Annotated in this window: 16 protein-coding genes and 2 pseudogenes; 13 read left to right on the forward strand and 5 right to left on the reverse strand. The window is 39.5% G+C overall.

Annotated elements, in window-relative coordinates:
- Nucleotides 1-95: 95 nt before the first annotated feature.
- Complete coding sequence (locus CFPU101_RS18355) at nucleotides 96-1,676, reverse strand: NAD(P)H-quinone oxidoreductase subunit 4 (RefSeq protein WP_206816785.1); 1,581 nt, start codon at nucleotides 1,674-1,676, stop codon at nucleotides 96-98.
- 244 nt (nucleotides 1,677-1,920) lie between these two features.
- Between CFPU101_RS18355 and CFPU101_RS18360 the strand changes: the two genes are divergently transcribed.
- The 3 genes and pseudogenes from CFPU101_RS18360 (at nucleotide 1,921) to CFPU101_RS18370 (ending at nucleotide 4,781) form a co-directional block, all read left to right on the forward strand.
- A complete protein-coding gene (locus CFPU101_RS18360; protein WP_242578076.1) occupies nucleotides 1,921-2,673 on the forward strand; it encodes a helix-turn-helix domain-containing protein in 753 nt (250 codons plus the stop codon).
- A gap of 75 nt (nucleotides 2,674-2,748) precedes the next feature.
- A complete protein-coding gene (gene bioF / locus CFPU101_RS18365; RefSeq protein WP_206816786.1) occupies nucleotides 2,749-3,897 on the forward strand; it encodes an 8-amino-7-oxononanoate synthase in 1,149 nt (382 codons plus the stop codon).
- Nucleotides 3,890-4,781 (forward strand): annotated as a pseudogene (locus CFPU101_RS18370) (Rpn family recombination-promoting nuclease/putative transposase). Before bioF ends, CFPU101_RS18370 begins: the two are co-directional and overlap by 8 nt.
- Nucleotides 4,782-4,786: 5 nt before the next feature.
- On the opposite strand, the gene CFPU101_RS18375 reads toward CFPU101_RS18370, so the two are convergent.
- On the reverse strand, nucleotides 4,787-5,656 hold the full coding sequence (locus CFPU101_RS18375; RefSeq protein WP_206816787.1) for a tetratricopeptide repeat protein: 870 nt from the start codon (nucleotides 5,654-5,656) through the stop codon (nucleotides 4,787-4,789).
- A gap of 181 nt (nucleotides 5,657-5,837) precedes the next feature.
- Here CFPU101_RS18375 and CFPU101_RS18380 point away from each other — a divergent pair, with 181 nt between their 5' ends.
- The gene (locus CFPU101_RS18380) at nucleotides 5,838-6,869 is read left to right on the forward strand and encodes a diguanylate cyclase domain-containing protein (protein ID WP_206816788.1); all 1,032 of its coding nucleotides are present in this window, start codon (nucleotides 5,838-5,840) and stop codon (nucleotides 6,867-6,869) included.
- Between the two features lie 10 nt (nucleotides 6,870-6,879).
- A complete protein-coding gene (locus CFPU101_RS18385) occupies nucleotides 6,880-8,007 on the forward strand; it encodes a beta-ketoacyl-ACP synthase (RefSeq protein ID WP_206816789.1) in 1,128 nt (375 codons plus the stop codon).
- On the opposite strand, the gene CFPU101_RS18390 is transcribed toward CFPU101_RS18385, so the two are convergent.
- Nucleotides 8,004-8,492, reverse strand: coding sequence for a hypothetical protein (locus CFPU101_RS18390; protein WP_206816790.1), 489 nt, complete (start codon nucleotides 8,490-8,492; stop codon nucleotides 8,004-8,006). The genes CFPU101_RS18385 and CFPU101_RS18390 overlap by 4 nt on opposite strands.
- A 119-nt stretch (nucleotides 8,493-8,611) precedes the next feature.
- Here CFPU101_RS18390 and CFPU101_RS18395 point away from each other — a divergent pair.
- The 3 genes and pseudogenes from CFPU101_RS18395 to sipA all read left to right on the forward strand — a co-directional run bounded on the left by CFPU101_RS18395 (nucleotide 8,612) and on the right by sipA (nucleotide 11,516).
- Nucleotides 8,612-10,197, forward strand: a pseudogene (locus tag CFPU101_RS18395) (S8 family serine peptidase).
- A 96-nt stretch (nucleotides 10,198-10,293) separates the two neighbouring features.
- Nucleotides 10,294-11,280: a sirohydrochlorin chelatase gene (locus CFPU101_RS18400; RefSeq protein ID WP_206816791.1), complete on the forward strand. Its 987-nt coding sequence runs from the start codon at nucleotides 10,294-10,296 to the stop codon at nucleotides 11,278-11,280.
- A complete protein-coding gene (gene sipA, locus CFPU101_RS18405) occupies nucleotides 11,277-11,516 on the forward strand; it encodes a regulatory protein SipA (protein ID WP_206816792.1) in 240 nt (79 codons plus the stop codon). Before CFPU101_RS18400 ends, sipA begins: the two co-directional genes overlap by 4 nt.
- Here sipA and CFPU101_RS18410 read toward each other — a convergent pair.
- Nucleotides 11,501-12,289, reverse strand: coding sequence for a lipopolysaccharide assembly protein LapB (locus CFPU101_RS18410; RefSeq protein WP_206816793.1), 789 nt, complete (start codon nucleotides 12,287-12,289; stop codon nucleotides 11,501-11,503). The two genes, sipA and CFPU101_RS18410, sit on opposite strands and share 16 nt — an antisense overlap.
- 638 nt (nucleotides 12,290-12,927) lie before the next feature.
- On the opposite strand from CFPU101_RS18410, the gene CFPU101_RS18415 reads away from it, so the two are divergent.
- Together CFPU101_RS18415 and CFPU101_RS18420 are read left to right on the forward strand one after the other, a co-directional pair.
- Nucleotides 12,928-13,737 (forward strand): hypothetical protein, encoded by an 810-nt coding sequence (locus CFPU101_RS18415; RefSeq protein ID WP_374191974.1) that lies wholly within the window; start codon nucleotides 12,928-12,930, stop codon nucleotides 13,735-13,737.
- A 25-nt stretch (nucleotides 13,738-13,762) separates the two neighbouring features.
- Complete coding sequence (locus CFPU101_RS18420; RefSeq protein ID WP_206816794.1) at nucleotides 13,763-14,260, forward strand: DUF427 domain-containing protein; 498 nt, start codon at nucleotides 13,763-13,765, stop codon at nucleotides 14,258-14,260.
- A 127-nt stretch (nucleotides 14,261-14,387) separates the two neighbouring features.
- Here the strand turns inward: CFPU101_RS18420 and CFPU101_RS18425 are convergent, their stop codons facing one another.
- Complete coding sequence (locus tag CFPU101_RS18425) at nucleotides 14,388-14,663, reverse strand: hypothetical protein (protein WP_206816795.1); 276 nt, start codon at nucleotides 14,661-14,663, stop codon at nucleotides 14,388-14,390.
- A gap of 225 nt (nucleotides 14,664-14,888) precedes the next feature.
- Between CFPU101_RS18425 and CFPU101_RS18430 the strand changes: the two genes are divergently transcribed.
- The 3 genes from CFPU101_RS18430 to CFPU101_RS18440 all read left to right on the forward strand — a co-directional run bounded on the left by CFPU101_RS18430 (nucleotide 14,889) and on the right by CFPU101_RS18440 (nucleotide 17,953).
- On the forward strand, nucleotides 14,889-15,233 hold the full coding sequence (locus tag CFPU101_RS18430; protein WP_206816796.1) for a hypothetical protein: 345 nt from the start codon (nucleotides 14,889-14,891) through the stop codon (nucleotides 15,231-15,233).
- Nucleotides 15,234-15,571: 338 nt separating this feature from the next.
- Nucleotides 15,572-15,859: an RNA-binding protein gene (locus tag CFPU101_RS18435; RefSeq protein ID WP_206816797.1), complete on the forward strand. Its 288-nt coding sequence runs from the start codon at nucleotides 15,572-15,574 to the stop codon at nucleotides 15,857-15,859.
- A 402-nt stretch (nucleotides 15,860-16,261) separates the two neighbouring features.
- On the forward strand, nucleotides 16,262-17,953 hold the full coding sequence (locus CFPU101_RS18440; RefSeq protein ID WP_206816798.1) for an iron uptake porin: 1,692 nt from the start codon (nucleotides 16,262-16,264) through the stop codon (nucleotides 17,951-17,953).
- Nucleotides 17,954-18,026 lie beyond the last annotated feature (73 nt).

Genomic DNA, 18,026 nt, shown 5'->3' on the forward strand with positions numbered 1-18,026 from the left:
AAAATATCCTTAAAAAGGGTTTGGATACCCTACCTCATTGTATAGGAATTTGATATCCAAACCCAAAAAACAGGTTTTTACAACTAAAATCCCAATTACTCCCCAATTTTTGGAGCTTTTAAAGCTAGAGAATTTGTTGGATTAAACGCGGTTTCGACTAAACTAGGAACAGCTTGACGCAACCTGGCAGTTAATGAAGCGATCGTTGGATCATAAATCTGAGTTACGATTTTAGGATAACAACCGATCCCAATAATTGGAACCAACAGACAAGCAATGACAAAAATCTCTCTAGGTTCTGCATCAATTAAGTGCTGATGTTCTTCTAATGCTTTATTTTCTGGCCCGTATAACATTTCGCGCAACATCGACAGTAAATAAATCGGAGTTAAAATAAGACCTACCGCAGCAAGGAAGACAACAATCACACGAAACGTCGGATTATAGGCATCACTGGTCGCAAAACCAATAAATACCATTAATTCGGCGACAAATCCACTCATTCCAGGCAACGCTAGAGAAGCGAGTGAACAAGTTGTCCACATGGCGAAGACTTTTTTCATCTTCTGCCCAACGCCACCCATTTCGTCTAACATCAGAGTATGAGTGCGATCATATGTACAACCCACCATAAAGAACAGACTTGCCCCGATGAGTCCATGAGAAATCATCTGTAGCATCGCCCCACTGGTACCTAATGTGGTAAAAGATCCCAACCCAATTAAAACAAAACCCATGTGAGAAATTGAAGAATAAGCAATCTTTCGCTTCAGGTTCCTTTGAGCAAATGAAGTCAATGCAGCATAGATAATATTGACTACACCAAGGATCACCAACACGGGGGCAAAAACCGCATGAGCATCGGGTAACATCCCTGCATTCATGCGAAAGAGGGCATAGCCGCCCATTTTGAGGAGGATACCAGCCAATAACATATGTGCTGGTGCCGTTGCTTCTCCGTGTGCATCGGGTAACCAAGTATGCAACGGAAAAATCGGCAACTTAACCCCATAGGCAATTAAAAAGCCAGCATAGAGGAATAATTGTAACTTGAGGGGAAAATCTTTAAGCGCGATCGCAGTCATATCAAACGTGACATTATTACCATAGAATGCCATCGTTAAGGCTGCAACGAGAATAAACAAAGAACCGCCCGCCGTATAGAGAATAAACTTAGTAGCTGCGTATAAACGGCGTTTTCCACCCCAAATCGACAAAATTAGATAAACAGGAACTAATTCCAACTCCCAAACTAGGAAAAAGAGTAGCATATCCTGTACAGCAAATACAGCAATTTGTCCGCCATACATTGCCAACATCAGAAAATAGAATAGTCTAGGTTTAAAAGTGACAGGCCAAGCCGCTAAAATTGCCAAAGTGGTAATAAAACCCGTCAACAGCACTAATGGCATCGATAAACCATCAACCCCAACTGACCATTTTAAGTCTAGCTGCGGTACCCAAGAATAACTTTCTACTAATTGTAGATTAGGGTTATTGAGGTCGTATCCCGTGTAGAAAGCATAGACAATTAAAGCAAAATCGATCAAGCCAATGATCAGAGAATACCATCTTAGAGTTTTGCCGTCTTTGTCTGGAATAAAGGGAATGAACAAAGCCGCGACAATCGGAAATAGAATAATGGTAGTTAACCAGGGAAAATTCGATAAATTCATTGTTATCAACAATTCACTAAATTGAGACTCGGTTAAGAGGATTAGAAAGAGTAGACCATTTTTGTTATCTACAGCATTCAGAAAGACCTAAAACATGACTTCTATTTTTTAATGACATCTGTGAACCAATTTAACAGGTATTTATAGTTGCGAGTCTGATGATAATGTTAAATTTCTTATTAAATCTGTCTAAGGTACTGCATCAAGTTAGACAATGACGAGTAATAGATGAGGCTTCACTGCGATGAAAGATGATATTTATCGAAACAACCGTCGCCAACTACAGTATTTAATGGAACAAGTTGGCATTAAAGATCTTAGAACACTTAGCCATTTATCAGGGATTAACGAATGGCAGCTAAGACGGCTAGAGTATGGCTTATTACCTAAAATGCCCGTCGAAGTTCTCATTAAACTTTCTGATGTCTTTAAAGTTCCTGTAACCTCCTTGTTAGCTGTATTTTGCCCTGATTTAATGTCCGCCGAAGATACAACATTAGCCTCATTAGAAGCAAGAACCAGAGAATTAGATGTAATCAAACTAGAATATCAACGTCTACAAAAACAACACGAACAGCAAAAAGAACATCTCCAAGAAGAATTTCAACAATCGAGTTTAGCCGTCATTGAACCTTTACTCTTACAATGGCCAACAGCAGAAGCAGCCGCTAAGAAAAATCCTCAACTCAGTGCGGTTAAAATTTTGCCTTTGATTAAACCTATCATGGAACTGCTCAAACGTTGGGGTATTGAATCGATTGGAACTGTAACCGAACACGTTCCCTATGATCCTCAAATCCATCAAATCATGGAAGGTGTCGCTAATGTGGGTGATCCCGTGCAAGTTCGTTATGTGGGTTATCGTCAGGGTGAAAAACTTCTCTATCGCGCCAAAGTTAGTCCCGCTAAAGTCGTTAATCCTTTGGAAAGCACTGATTTAAAGTCATATCTTACTGAAAAAACGCCAGAAACCATTAAAAACCCCGTAACTATCTAATAAGAAGCAAATATCCTTACTTTAGGGTCTTGTTCTCTGTAGGGGCTTGGAGACCAAGCCCAATATTAATATTAAATGACCACACCCTATGATTGGATCGCTAAATCATTAAACACTATCCATCAAGCAAATTGGTATCGCACCCCGAAAACCATTACCAGTCACCCTGGCCCCATTGTAGAATTAGAAGGCCGATCGCTAATTAATTTCGCTAGTAATGATTATCTTGGACTCGCAGGACATCCACACCTGATCGAAGCAGCCATTACCGCTACAGAAAAATATGGTACAGGTAGTACAGGATCTCGTCTTCTCAGTGGACATCGAGACATTCATCGACACTTAGAACTGAAGATTGCTAACCTTAAACAAACTGAAGATGCGATCGTTTTTAGTTCTGGCTATCTTGCTAACCTCGGAACCATCACCGCTTTAGTCGGACAACGAGATTTAATTCTTAGTGATCAATACAATCACTCTAGCCTGAAAAATGGCGCAAAACTGAGTAATGCTAAATTTATTGATTATAAACATTGTGATCTACAAGATTTACAAGATAAATTACAACAATACCGCCCGCAATACAGCCATTGTTTAATCATTACCGATACCGTTTTTAGCATGGATGGTGATATCTGTCAACTAAGCGAATTACTCGATTTAGCCGAGTCGATGGACTGTATGTTATTGGTCGATGAAGCCCACGCTACGGGTATCATGGGGAAAAATGGCGCGGGATGTGTCGAGTATTTTGGCTGTACGGGTCGATCTTTGATACAAATGGGAACCCTGAGTAAAGCGATCGGCAGTTTAGGGGGATATGTAGCGGGTAATGCTGTATTAATCGATTTTTTAAGAAATCGGGCGGCAACTTGGATCTATACAACAGCACTTTCTCCAGCAGATACCGCAGCAGCGATCGCAGGAATTGAAATCATTCAGAGTGAACCCCAACGACGAGAAAAACTCTGGCAAAATGTCAACTACTTGAAACAAAAATTAACTCATTTGAACTGTTTACCTTCAGACTCTCCCATTATTTGCTTAGAATGCGCTAACCCCACCCAAGCGTTAGAATTAGCCAAAAAACTAACAATAGCGGGTATTTTTGCCCCTGCGATTCGTCCCCCAACCGTTCCGACGAGTCGTATACGTTTTACAGTGATGGCAACCCATGAAACAGCGCATTTACAACAGTTAATCAATAATCTCGTATATGATTGATCACGACAGACTTTTTAAAGAACTTCTCTCTAACTTTTTCTTTGAATTTATTGAATTATTTTTTCCAGAAGTGATGGGGTATCTAGACCCTAACTGTATCACTTTTCTAAATTTGGAAGTTTTTACGGATGTGACATCTGGAGAACGCTACGAAACAGATATACTTGCACAAGTCAAGTTATAGGGGACAAGATTCTTATTTTTTGATTCATGTCGAACATCAATCCTCATCTGAAAGTGACTTTAATCGCAGGATGTTTCGTTACTTTGCGCGACTCCATGAAAAATATGTTTTACCCATCTATCCTGTAGTTATTTTTTCTGATGAACGACCAAAAAAAGCCGCAGTGAGTTCATATCAGATAAAATTCCCCGATTTTCAAGTTTTAGATTTCAACTACAGAACCATTCAACTAAACCGTTTAAACTGGAGAGATTTTCTTAATCAACCCAATCCCATAGCTTCGGCATTGATGGCTAAAATGAAAATAGAGCCAAAAGATCGCCCCAAAGTCAAAGCAGAATGTTTAAGATTATTAGTGACCTTGAAATTAAATCCAGCTAAAACCCAGTTAATTTCAGGATTTATTGATAGTTATCTCAAACTGACAGCAACAGAAATACAAGCATTTGAAACCGAACTTGGAACATTTGGACAATCACAGCAGGAGGAAGTTATGCAAATTGTAACCAGTTGGACGATTCAAGGACAAGTCTCTACGATTATACGTCTACTCAAACGAAAATTCGGGCAACTTAGTCCAGAAATTGAGGCAAAAATCCAAAATTTATCGAGTCCACAGTTAGATGATTTAACTGAAACCTTATTAGATTTTCAGCACATTGATGATCTCACGTCTTGGCTGTCTAATTTAGAAGAATAATTCCTTTAAGGTAATTGTCTCATTGCATCTAAGACCTTTTGCGCTTCTGCTTTTTGTCCTTGTTGTTCGTATAAATTAGCGGCTTGTTGTAGATCGGTTTTGGCGTTGGGATAATCCTCTAGTTTAAGATAAATCATACCGCGATTATAGTAAGCAAGTGCATCATTTTCTTGAAAACGAATCGCTTGGTTAAAATCTTCTATCGCTTTCGGATATTCTTTTAATTCTCCGTGAATAAAACCCCGATTATAATAAGCTTCAGCATAGTTAGGATTAATAGAAATCGCCTGATTAAAATCTTCTAAAGCTTTGGAATAATTATTCAAATTGCCCCACGCAACACCACGATTAAGATAAACGTTAGCAGATTGAGGATTTAACGTAATTGCTTGATTAAAATCGTCTAAGGCTCCTTTATAATCACCTAAATGATTACGGCTGATTCCACGATGAGCATAAGCATTACCATTCTGAGGAGTCATACGTATCACTTGGTCGTAATCTTTTAATGCACCCTGATCATCACCCATCTTAACACGAGTGAGCGCACGATTATGATAGGCTTTAGCATGAACGGGATCAAGACGAAGTGTTTGAGTATAGTCATTAATGGCTTTTTGATATTCTCCCAATTCATCCCAAAGATTAGCCCGATTAAAATAGGCTTCGGGTAAGGCAGGATCAAGACGAATGGCTTCAGTATAATCTGCGATCGCCCCTTGCACATCACCTTTTTGATATTTGGCAACACCTTGATAAAAAAGTTGCTGTGCTTGTTTTAAGGAATCTTGCGATATTGGCTCTGCAGCACTGATTAAGTTAGGATGTACTAATAACAAAATACTGACTAGGGAAAATAACGATAATTTTTTCATAATTAACACTTTCTTGATAAATTTGAAAAATTCTAAAAAAGATCAACCTTAAATCTGACCAAAACTTTAATTCAAAAAAAGATAATATGGCTCTATCAATGGGAATACTTTAAACAAGACTATTTAATTCTTGTGTAGCGAAAGTATTCATCTTTAAAAATACCATCAAATTACTGTAAGCATGACCAGCCATCCCGAACAATACACCACAGGAAGACTATTAATTATAGGGAAGATTTCCGAAGAACTTGCTTTCTTTTGCCCTTTATTGCGAGAAAAAGGCTATTATATTGCTCACACAACCACATCAGAACAGGGATTAGAGAAAGCATCAACTCATTTACCTGATCTCATTATTCTAAGTACTGCACTGCAAGAACCTGATAGTTATACCTTTTGTCAACAAATCAAAGCAACAACCCTCCTAAGCCATATTCCAGTACTCTTTTTAATGGTCGATCATGCAGCGTATGATCCTTGGCAAATTTATAAAATTGGTGGTGCTGATTATTTAGGTTATCCTTACCATCCTGAAGAAATACTAACTAGAATACAGCATCAAATAACGATCGCTAAATTACAAAAGCGTTTAGACAAACAAAATAATCAACTCGAACAAACCCTAGAAGACTTGCATAAATTGGAAACTTACATGGAAGAAGTTTACCAAAATTTACAAGAATTTTCGTTTGATGATATGTTAACAAAAGTAGCTAATCGTCGTCGATTTGATGAAGTTCTCGAAAAAGAATGGCGACGAGGGGCGCGGGAGCGAATTTCTTGGGGCGATCTTCAACACACCTCACTATCATTAATATTAGGTAACTTGGATGACTTCACGGCATATAATGATCTTTTAGGTGTAGAAACTGGCGATCAATGTTTATACAAAATTGCTCAAGCTTTCCAAGCCGTGATCAAACGTCCCGCAGATTTAGTAGCCCGTTACAGTGGTGCAACATTCGCGATACTTCTGCCCTATACTGACTCAGAAGGTGCTTTACAAGTAGCTAATTTAATGCGTTTTGAGATTGAACAATTAAAAATTCCGCAGCCCTTATCATCCGTGAGTGAATATGTCACACTTAGCTTTGGTATTGCTACTGGAATTCCAACAAATGCTCTAGCCTCAGATATTTTAACTCGAACGGCGGAGGAAGCACTGCAACAAGCCAAACAGGGGAAAAATTGTATTATTTGCAATATTATCTAAATTGCTCATCATGAATCCAGAGCAAAAAACGATCGTAGTAACAGGAATCGCTTTACAATCCTGTTTAGGAAATTTAGCCGAAACATGGCACTTTTTACAACACGGCAAAAGTGGTATTAAAATCCTACAGCCTTTTGCAGATATACCAGCCTATCCGATGGGCTTAATTCAAGACAAACCTTTACAACTTCCTACTCTAACTGAAATTCTCTTACAAGAGGCTCTCAAAGATGCAGGTTTAGTTTCTCCATTATCTGAGTGTGGTGTTGTTATTGGTTCGAGTCGCGGTTGTCAGGGACTTTGGGAAACCATAGTCAAAGAAAAAAAAGTGGAAAACTGGTTAGATAGCTTACCCCATTATGCAGCAACAACAACGGCTCATTTAATTGGCACACTTGGCCCTGTTTTATCGCCGATGGCAGCTTGTGCGACAGGAATTTGGGCAATTGCTCAAGGACTAGAACTTATTCTACAGGGTAAATGCGAGCGTGCGCTCGTTGGTGCGATTGAAACGCCGATTACTCCTCTTACAATAGCTGGTTTTGCACAAATGGGAGCCTTAGCCGAAACGGGGTGTTATCCGTTTGATCAAAAACGAGAAGGTTTGGTGTTAGGAGAAGGTGGGGCAATTTTAGTTCTAGAAACCGCAGATTTAGCCAAACAACGTAATGCTCAAATTTATGGCAAAGTGTTAGGGTTTGGTTTAACCTGCGATGCCTATCATGTCAGTACACCTGCACCAGATTTAACAAGTGGTTTAATTGCGATTAAAGATTGTTTATTCCGTAGTCAGTTAAATATATCCGATATCGACTATATTCATGCTCATGGAACCAGTACCCACCTCAACGACGACAGAGAAGCGAAAATCATACAAACCCTTTTTAACCCATCTGTAGCCGTCAGTTCCACCAAAGGCGCAACAGGACATACATTAGGCGCATCTGGGGCGATGGGAGTCGCTTTTTGTCTGATGGCAATTAAAACAGGTGTATTACCGCGTTGTGTGGGTTTAACCGACACACCATATAATCTTAATTTTGTCAAGAGTGCAATTCAAAGTTATCCTCAAGCTGCACTTTGTTTTAGTTTTGGTTTTGGGGGACAAAATGGAGTGATTGCCGTCGCCAAAGCCTAACTCAACCAGAATAAACCACCCAGTAACGCTAAAACCAATCCCAAAGCAACCCATATAAAACGGTTATCTTGAGTATTAATCGGGCCGATTTCCTCATTTTTAGGAGGTTTGTACTTATTTTGCCCTTTTTGATATTTAGGCTCACTATCAGGTAATTTTTCTAAATCTGGAATCTTGCTCATCCATGCGTCGGGACGTTGTAAACGAGGTGCTTCTAGAATATAAAGAATTTGTTTAGCTTGGTTACGAATATCATAAATCGGATGAGTGGTTAACTGACGACATAGACTTGTCGCTTCATCGAGTTTACCCATCGCTTGATAAGCAGTCACTAACCAAGTTTGTATTTCTCCTCCAGAGCGTGAATTGGGAGAAATTTCTTGTAAAGCTTCTTCAAATGACTGTACACTAAGACGGTATTCGCCACGCTCAAAGGCAGCCCGTCCCCTGGCAAACTGACTGGGAAATTGAGGATTAGTATTCACTAAAAAGCAATGAATGTGTATATTCAAAATCTATCGCATTTTGAGAAATCTTTTCCACTGTCTACAGATCAAGGAATGAGTAGAATTGAGCATAGATCTACAAAATTGGCATCGTACCTATGGGAAAATTAGCTTTCTTTGTTTGGAGTTTAACAGCTATTGGCATTATTACCCCTGTTCTAGCACTCGATACATCAATAGGTGAAGAGGGAATTTTTGCCGAGCGCTTACAAGATGAACCTTTAAATCTAACAGGGCGTAAAATTGCTATTGGACAAGTCGAAATTGGTAGACCGATTAGATATGGTTTTGATAAAGTAGCAGCGTGGAAACCCCCATATACTCTAGCAGGATTATTTTATCGAGATGAAGTCGCCAAAGCCAATACTTATATCGATAATCATGCGTCGATGGTAGCAAGTGTCATGCTCAGTCAGGATAAACGGTTTAAAGGTGTGGCTCCCGATGCTAGATTATATTCAGGTGCCGTCGGTTCGCTCAAAAAAGGTGGACAACCCGAAGAATGTTTAACCAGTCAACATATCGCGTTACAAAATAGTGGTGATGTGAGGGCAATTAATTTTAGTTTTGGTGAATCTCTACAACGTGATCCCAGAGAAAACGCCAAATTAGACGGAAATGCGCTGTTAACACAATGTATTGACTGGTCTTCTCGTGTTCATGATGTCTTGTATGTAATTGCTGGCAATCAAGGTAAAGGCGGTATTCCGATTCCTACTGATCACTATAATGGCATTACAGCCGCTTATACAGCCAAACGACAAGGACAATATAAAAAAGTCGATTTTGCTAATTTAAGTAGTTTACCCGTCGGAATTGGCCGTAGTTTAATTAAAAAAGAAATTAATCAAGGGAGTCGTCGGGCTATTGGTTTAGTGGCACCAGGGAATAAAATTTCTCTATACGATATGAAGGGTAAAATAGTCGAAGTTAGTGGACCAGTTTCGCGGCACCTCATATTACGGGAACGGTTGCCCTATTACAAGAATACGGCGATCGCCAAATCCGTCTTTTCACACCCAACTGGACTACAGATGCTCGTCGTCATCAAGTCATGAAAGCCATCTTATTAAATTCTGCTGATAAAATTCAAGATAATGGGAATGGTTTATTACTAGGCATGAATCGAACCACTTTAAATAAACATAATCAAACTTGGCTTGATTCTGATGCTTATCATTCTCCGAAAATCCCTCTAGATATCGAGATGGGTAGCGGACATCTCAATGCGTGGCGTGCCTATCAACAGTTTAGCTCATCTCAACAAAGTCCAGATACTCCCGTTGCTGCCATTGGATGGGATTATCAAACGGTTGAAATGAATGGTCATCGAGATTATATCCTTGCCCAACCGTTATTAGAGAAAAGCTTTGTTTCCATTACTCTCGCTTGGGATCGCCTAGTAGAACTCAATGATGCCAATCTAAATCAACAATACGACATCGGCGAAACATTCCGCGATCGGGGTTTAAATAATCTCGACGTTTACTTAATGAGTGCCAACCAAGATGATAATACTAAATACACCTGTGCTTCGTTCAGTGACGCGGATAGCATAGAACATATATTTTGTCAAGTTCCCAAAACAGGTAATTATAAAATTCGCGTGCAGTACCGTCAAAGACTGAATGAAGCTGATCAATCTTATGCCCTAGCTTGGTGGACTGTTCCCCAAAAACAATAATCATGCCCTGGCCCTGCATTTAACATCGATCTAGAATCAGTTAAGATAACTAAGCGTCTAAATATACCCCTTCAATATAAGGAGAACACCGAGTTGATGCTCGCCAACTCTCATCAACAATCATTAGATTTAAAACCTCTCCCCCTTAATCGACCTTTACTGATTATCGGTCATGGGACAAAAGACGAAGATGGTCGTCAAACTTTTATCGACTTTGCTAACACCTATCAAGAATTAGATCGATCCCGTCCTGTAATTCCCTGTTTTCTGGAATTGACTACCCCAACGATTCAAGATGGGGTAGATTATTGTATATCACAAGGCTACACCGACATTTCCGCAATTCCCCTGTTGTTGTTTGCCGCCCGCCATAATAAATTTGATGTAACCAATGAACTTGATCGCAGTCGTTTACGCCATCCCGAAGTAAAATTTCACTATGGTCGTCATTTAGGGATTACACCGAGTCTCATTGAGCTATGGCGAGAACGATTAGCAGAATTAGATAAAACTGAATTTAATCCTCATAATATCCCCCGTTCTGAAACAGTATTATTATTTGTCGGACGTGGCTCAAGTGATCCCGATGCTAATGGAGATCTCTATAAATTTGCGAGAGTCTTGTGGGAAGGTAGCGGTTATTCGACTGTTGAAACCTGTTTTATTGGTATTACGCATCCCCGCTTAGAAGAAGGGTTTCGTAGAGCGTCCTTGTATCAACCAAAACGAATTATTGTTTTACCCTATTTCTTATTTACTGGCGCATTAGTTAAAAAAATCTATCGAATTACCGCCCAACAACAAGAAAAATATCCTCATATTCTGATGACCAATTTACCCGAAATGGGGATTCAGTCTCAGATATTACAGCTAGTACGAGAACGAGAAATTGAAACCCAACTAGGAATAGTACAGATGAACTGTGAAATGTGTAAGTTTCGCCTAGCTGCATTATCCCACGACCATCACCATCATGATCATACCCATGAGCATCATCATGATCACCATCACCACCATCATGAAAATAACGATCCTTATGCTAAGTTAGAAGATTATCATCAACGCATCTGGCAAGTTCCATGAGTGAAACAGAAATCATGATCGGGGGGAAAGTACGTTTAGTGGTTCGTCCCCCCTATCTTAAAACGGCTGAACCAATGCCCATGTTGCGACCTTCAGACATATTAGAACTCGGTGACGAAGGGGTTGTGGTGGAACGTAGTCCCGCAGGCTATTGGGCTGTCCGTTTTAAGCGAGGCGCGTTTTTAATTGAAAGTCAGTATCTTGAACCCGTTGAAAGTCATCAAGAGTTACTTTGATTGGTAACTGCCATCATTTTAATATTTTCTTTATATTCTAGAGGGGCTAAAGTTACCGCTTCTTCAAATAAGGGATCTGCTTCTGCTTTTTGTCCTTGTTCTTGGAAAACGAGGGCTTTAGCTAATACAGGACGGAAATCTTTAGGATCATTTTGAATCGCTTGATCATAAAGTGCGATCGCTTGATCCCATTGTTGTTGCTCCACATAAATTTCCCCTAAGAGTAACTGAAGCGAATTGAGATCAGTTTGAATTTGACCTTGTTTGCTTTGTTCTACGGACTTTTCTACTAGATCAATCGCCTCAGCAGATTTATTTTGTAGCAGCAAGAGATCAACAAACCCTTTTAAAGCCAGCATTTCATCGGGATGAGACGCTAAAAGCTTTTGATAAGTCGTGCCTGCTCCTTCATAATCTTGAGTTTGTTGTTGAGCTTGAGCCAGTAAAATTGAATAATCCGTTTGTTCGGGATTTAACTCCGCTAATTGGGCTAAAGGTGCGATCGCATCAATCAAATTACCTTGTTTTAAACGAGCCTCGAATAAACCCCTCAAAGCATTTTGATTTTCTGGCTCTCGTTGTAACACCATTTGATAGCCCTGTGCTTCAGACTCCAATTTAGAAGGGAAAGATGACGAAGCCAGATGAGTTTTATTTGAGACTAGAAAAAAACTACTAATTAGAGGCATCATAGAAAAAGAAACCAACGCAAAAACCATAATGGCTAAACTAATGGTTAACCAGCGTTTTTGCTTAGGTTGAATCGTACTCATAAAGAAAATCCTAGAGAAAAGATAACTTAATCAGCTTAAACAAAGTTAACGAATTTATCTGTTTTCAGACTCGTTATTGAGTACAATTAGCAGACAGTCAACTTTAATCAAAGCTTTGCCGTGGAAGCTGATTTTTAAGATAATTGATCTTAAAGCAGACTCCAAGCCTTGATTAACGAATCTATAAGTTATTTTGGTGAGTTAAATCAACTTTCCGAAATTCATTTGTTGTTTATTTAGTGTGTCTCCGCCGCTAGGAGTGTAATATGAATCCGCCAGTGAATCGGTCATCCGAATCACCCCAACCCAAAAAAACCAAGAAAACCAAGCCGCCAGCTTCTCAAACTGAGCCGACTGAGGTCATCAAACCCGAAATCACTCAGTTTAAACCGTCTGAGGTTGTTTCGCCATCTCCATCGATTGAGGTGCCAACCATTCCTCCTAATGAGCCAGAATTAGGAGAGATACCCCCTACGGCTAAATCACCCCAACCGCCTCAAGCTACACCAAACCCAGTAGCGACTGCTCCGAGTACCGTTATTCCAGCAGATGCACCCATTGGTACGCCTAAACCTTCTAAACTGATTAAACTCAAAACAGCATCCGACTCAGAATCATCTCAATCTCCAGAAGCAGGAATCGACGACGCTGTAATTGATCGCAATCAACCCATTCCACCCCCTAGCCATCCCCGTCAATATCGAGCGATTGGATTAGTTTATGGTCAATATCAGCGTGAAGAAGAGCAATTAACTAAAGGAAATATCATTACACAGGATGGAACGGCTCTTGATGCCGTTGTTTTGGGTAGAGTGATTAGCTTAGTCAAAAATCACCTTGATCTAGAAAAACCTCATTTGTGGGTGGTCTATCCGCGTACACGTCAAGAAGATGACCATTTACACGTTCAAATTGTCGGAGTTTGGGAACCCGAAACCTTAAAACAAGAAACGCCAGATGGAGAAGAAACACCCGCCGAAATCACGCCAGAAGTGGCAACCTCACCGAATCCTGGTTATTTCTCAATTCGAGGTGAAGTCATTTTTGCTTCTTTAGAAGAAGAAACTGTAATTATTAAAATCCGTCAATCACCAAAAAAAGACGAAGAAAAACCCAAATTTTTTAAACTAAAACTTAAAGGAACACTGCCAAGCAATCGACCTTTTAAACGTTTCTGGGACTTACAAGTTCAACTCGAAGGCTCAAGTCTTATGATTCAGCAGGGAGAAGATTTAGGCTTTGCTTCTAAGCGAAAACCCTTTGACAAAAAAGGTGGTGGTAGACCTTTTGGTCAAAAAAGGTCTTTTAATGATGACACTGGACAATATGAGCCTGGTACACGTCCATCTCGACCTGAAGGAAGACCACAAGGAACAGATGCCTCACCTATTAAGCGACCTTTACCTTCTAAACCTGTTAAAGGAGATCAAGGCAAAAAGCTAGAATAGAGCTATTACACTCATTTCATTTATTATGTTAAGACCAAAACCTATTCCCCCAAAATCTGGACAAGAATCGGTTTGGGATTATCCGCGACCACCTCGTCTAGAACAAATCCCAAAACATTTGAAAATTTGGTTTAACGGGGTGGTTATTGCTGATAGTCGAAACGCCTATCGAGTCCTAGAAACCAGTCATCCTCCCGTCTATTACATTCCACCAGACGATATCCACATGGAATATCTACAACCCAGTTCTCAAGGTTCCTATTGCGAATGGAAAGGCATGGCAGGGTATTATACGATTATTGTTGGAGATCAACAAGCAGTTAATGCTGCATGGTATTATCCCCAACCAACCCCCGATTTTACGCCAATTAAAGATTACGTCGCTTTCTATCCCTCCAAAATGGAAGCGTGTTACGTCGATGGCGAAAAAGTCACCCCGCAACCTGGGCAATTTTACGGTGGCTGGATTACAAGCGATATCATTGGCCCTTTTAAAGGAGAATCGGGCAGTTGGGGCTGGTAAGACTAAAATTATTCAAAAAACGTGAAATCAATCTCTCTTAGCTTATTGACGAGATTTAAAGCTATGACTGATTAACAGTGATTGCTACTGAGGTTCAAAATATGAGCAGAAATCGTCTAGATGTTCTTCAGACAAAATCGCTATCTCCAGACATCCGACGCACTTGTTCAGGGGAGATAGGTTTGGGTTCTAAACGTTGAAAATACTCAATTTGTTGTAGATAAGAACGAGCTTCTTGAAAATTTTTCAATTGAACTAAAACCATGTCCTGATAAACGGCATCTTGGGGAGTGATCATTAATGGGATCAATTCTTGTAATTTCTTTTCAGAAATAGATTGTGCTAAATATTTTAAGAAAAGATCACGTTTGTAAGGGCGGGTGCTGAGTATATACCAATTCACTTGTGTAGACTGTGTTGAAGGATTGTGCTGTTTTGATTGTAGCCGATGATGGCGATGCCGTTTTTTTGATAAAGCCGTTTCGGGGTCACGATGTAGATAGTAAGAGTATTATAGCTTTTGGTGACACGTTATGCTTAACTCCTAAAAAGCTCTCAAAAAATAAGCTATGTGTAAAAAAGAGTTAAATCTACCTACAATAGATTAATAATCTTCATTGGCGGATTTATGAAAAAATCTCTGTATGTTCGGCATCGTAGCCAAAATTCTCAACCTGAGCCGAATGAAATTGAGATACCAGTAGAGGATACTGAGCAAGGCCAATCCCCCCAGAGTCAATCTCAGCTACCAGAAATGAGTGATCCCAACGAGCTAGATTTCGCTGTAGAGCAAACTCACGCGGTGGGGGCGGTACTAATCTACTCAAAAGGCTTTGATGCAAGTCTTAACGATGAAATTAGAGAAGAAATTAAGCACGGTGATGGCTCAACCTTTTTTTTCGACTCTGAGAATGAAGAATTTCCCGACTCGTTTTCCGAAGACTACATTGATTTCCTACTCAGTTATGAGTAAGAGAAGTGGTAACACTTGGAATACTTAAGGACAGTGAGAGATGCTTTTAATCAGATAAAACAGAGAAATATGTCGATTTGGCGCAGAAAAAAAAATCAACCGTAAAAGGCTTAATCATTCTAAACGATTAGGCTATGGTAGGATAAGTTCTGTAACAAAAAGCTTTTAAAAACTATAAGTTAAAAAACTATGTTATAGTAAAGAGACGAGAATCAAGATCAGTGCCAAGTTTGTTGTCAATATTAAAAAAATTAAGTTTTTCACATTAGTATTCGTCATCTTCTTTACGCAATTTTGCCTCTCTACATATTTTTCAAGTTTAATGAAGGAAGTAATTCATGTCTATATTTGTTGGCAACCTCTCATATGAGGTAACACAAGAAGATATTGTTGATGTTTTCGCCGAATATGGCAAAGTTCAGCGCGTCCATATTCCCACTGACAGAGAGTCAGGTCAGAAACGAGGTTTCGCTTTTGTGGAACTAGAAACCAAAGTTCAAGAAGCCGCAGCAATTTCAGCTTTAGATGGAGCAGAATGGATGGGGCGTGACCTTAAAGTCAATCAAGCCAAAGAGCGAGAAGACAGAGGTTCAGGCAACGGAAATCAACGAAGAAATCGTTACTAAAGTTAATCTTTAGTTTCTGAATACATGGGAAGGTTATTTTAACTTTCCTGTGTATTTTTTGATATGAGGTTTTCTTCTCTCTACGCGATAGTCAGCCTCTAGAATTTTTTTCTTTAATCCATAAATTCTTTAAACTTTTCTAAGAGTGGAAATTTGTTAAATCACTTTTAATAATTATTAATTTACTAAACTTTAATATGTATTAAAAAATACATCTATAATTTTTATTAATCAATAGAGTCTATAATTCTATTTCAATTGTTTTTATATCAATTATGAATGCAATAAAATTTAACATTTTTGCGATTAACACAAAATCTTAAAATTTCATAACTTATATCATGTACTTAAGCTAAAAGGCGATATTCTAAGCTATATGTGCTTGATAAATAGCTTAATAGTATGCGATTTCATAACAATAGTTTAAATTATTCAAACTGGCTTAACCTAACGCATTTCGGAGTTAGTATATCACTTTCTTTAGGAATGGCAATACCCGTTTTAGCAGAGCCTCAATTTAATCCGATTACGGGTCTTAGAGAAAATTTTAGATACAATGCTCAACAAAACCGCCAACCATCAGGGTATCTAGGAAATGCCAAACCCACTGAAACAATTGAACAAGTTACCTCAGTTTCGGAACTAAAAGACGTAGAGCCGACTTCTTGGGCGTTTGAAGCACTTCGGAGTTTAGTCGAGCGCTATGGATGTATTGTAGGTTATCCAGACCGCACCTATCGCGGAAATCGTGCTTTAACTCGTTGGGAATTTGCGGCAGGGTTAAACGCTTGTCTGAATACAATTGAACGCTTGATACAAGATGGAGTTGGTGTCCTGAGAGAAGATATCGATAAACTTACACGATTAATGCAAGAGTTTGAATCAGAATTAGCCGCTTTAGGGACACGCATCGATAACATAGAATCAAGGGTTGCATACCTCGAAGATCATCAATTTTCAACGACGACTAAACTGAACGCTCAAGTCATTTGGTCGATTAATGATACATTCGGTGATGCAGTCGGTTCAGATAGCGATAAATCACAAACCCAATTTTCTTACCGTATTCGGATGAACTTTGAAAGTAGTTTCACAGGTAAGGATTTATTAAGAACTCGTTTACAAATGGGCAACTTTGGTTCTATCGGAGAGGTAACGGGAACGAATATGACCCGTTTGAACTACGACGATAATTCTAATAATCAGGTACAAGTCGCCCACTTATTCTATATCACGCCAATCAACGATTACATAACCCTAAGAATGGGGCCAGTCGGTGTCGGATATACCGATATTACTGATACGATCACTCCACCAACGATCGCAGACGACGCATTAGGCATACCTTCGCGATTTGGGGAATATAACCTAGTCTATCGTCGCGGGGGTGGGGGTGGTGCCATTAACCTGAAATTTGTTAAAAATTTGGAATTAACTTTAGGATATCTGGCAGAAGACGCTCAAAACCCTGGAGAAGGAACTGGGTTATTTAATGGAACCTATCATGCACTAGCGCAATTAGCCTTGTATGGAGATAATGGAGCAGTCGGGTTTGCCTATTCACGTTCCTATTTTCCAGCAGGACAAACCGATCTGACGGCGGGTACTGGAAGTTTCTTAGCAGTTCAACCTTTTGGAGATAGTATTGCCACATCGGGAGACTTCCTTACACTACAAGCTTACTATCGCATTACGCCTAACATTCAGATTCATGGTTGGGGAGGCTATATTAATGCCGATGCCCATGATTCAGGATTGAGTAATCTTTCTGATGGTCGCGGTAATACGATAGAAAGAAATGTACGCGATGGGGATCATGCAGAACTTTGGTATGGTGCGGTAGGTGTGAGTTTTCCCGATATCGGTGGCGAAGGATTTTTACCCGGTATCTTATTTGGCGTTCCACCAACTGTCACCAATAGCGATGTTAGAGAAGATCGAAACACCGCTTATCATCTAGAAGCATTCTATCGGTTACAACTTAATGACTACATTGCAGTTACCCCTGGCTTTTGGGTCATTTTTAATCCTGAAAATGATAGCCGCAATAGTACCCAATGGGTGGGACATATTAGAACAAGCTTTAATTTTTAAAAAGGTGCTTCAAGGATTAATTAGAAGATAGTTCATCCTTTTCTAAAAAATTTCCCGATTTAATCATTGATTG

It is taken from the genome of Chroococcus sp. FPU101, from assembly GCF_017312365.1.
GTDB lineage: Bacteria > Cyanobacteriota > Cyanobacteriia > Cyanobacteriales > Microcystaceae > Chroococcus.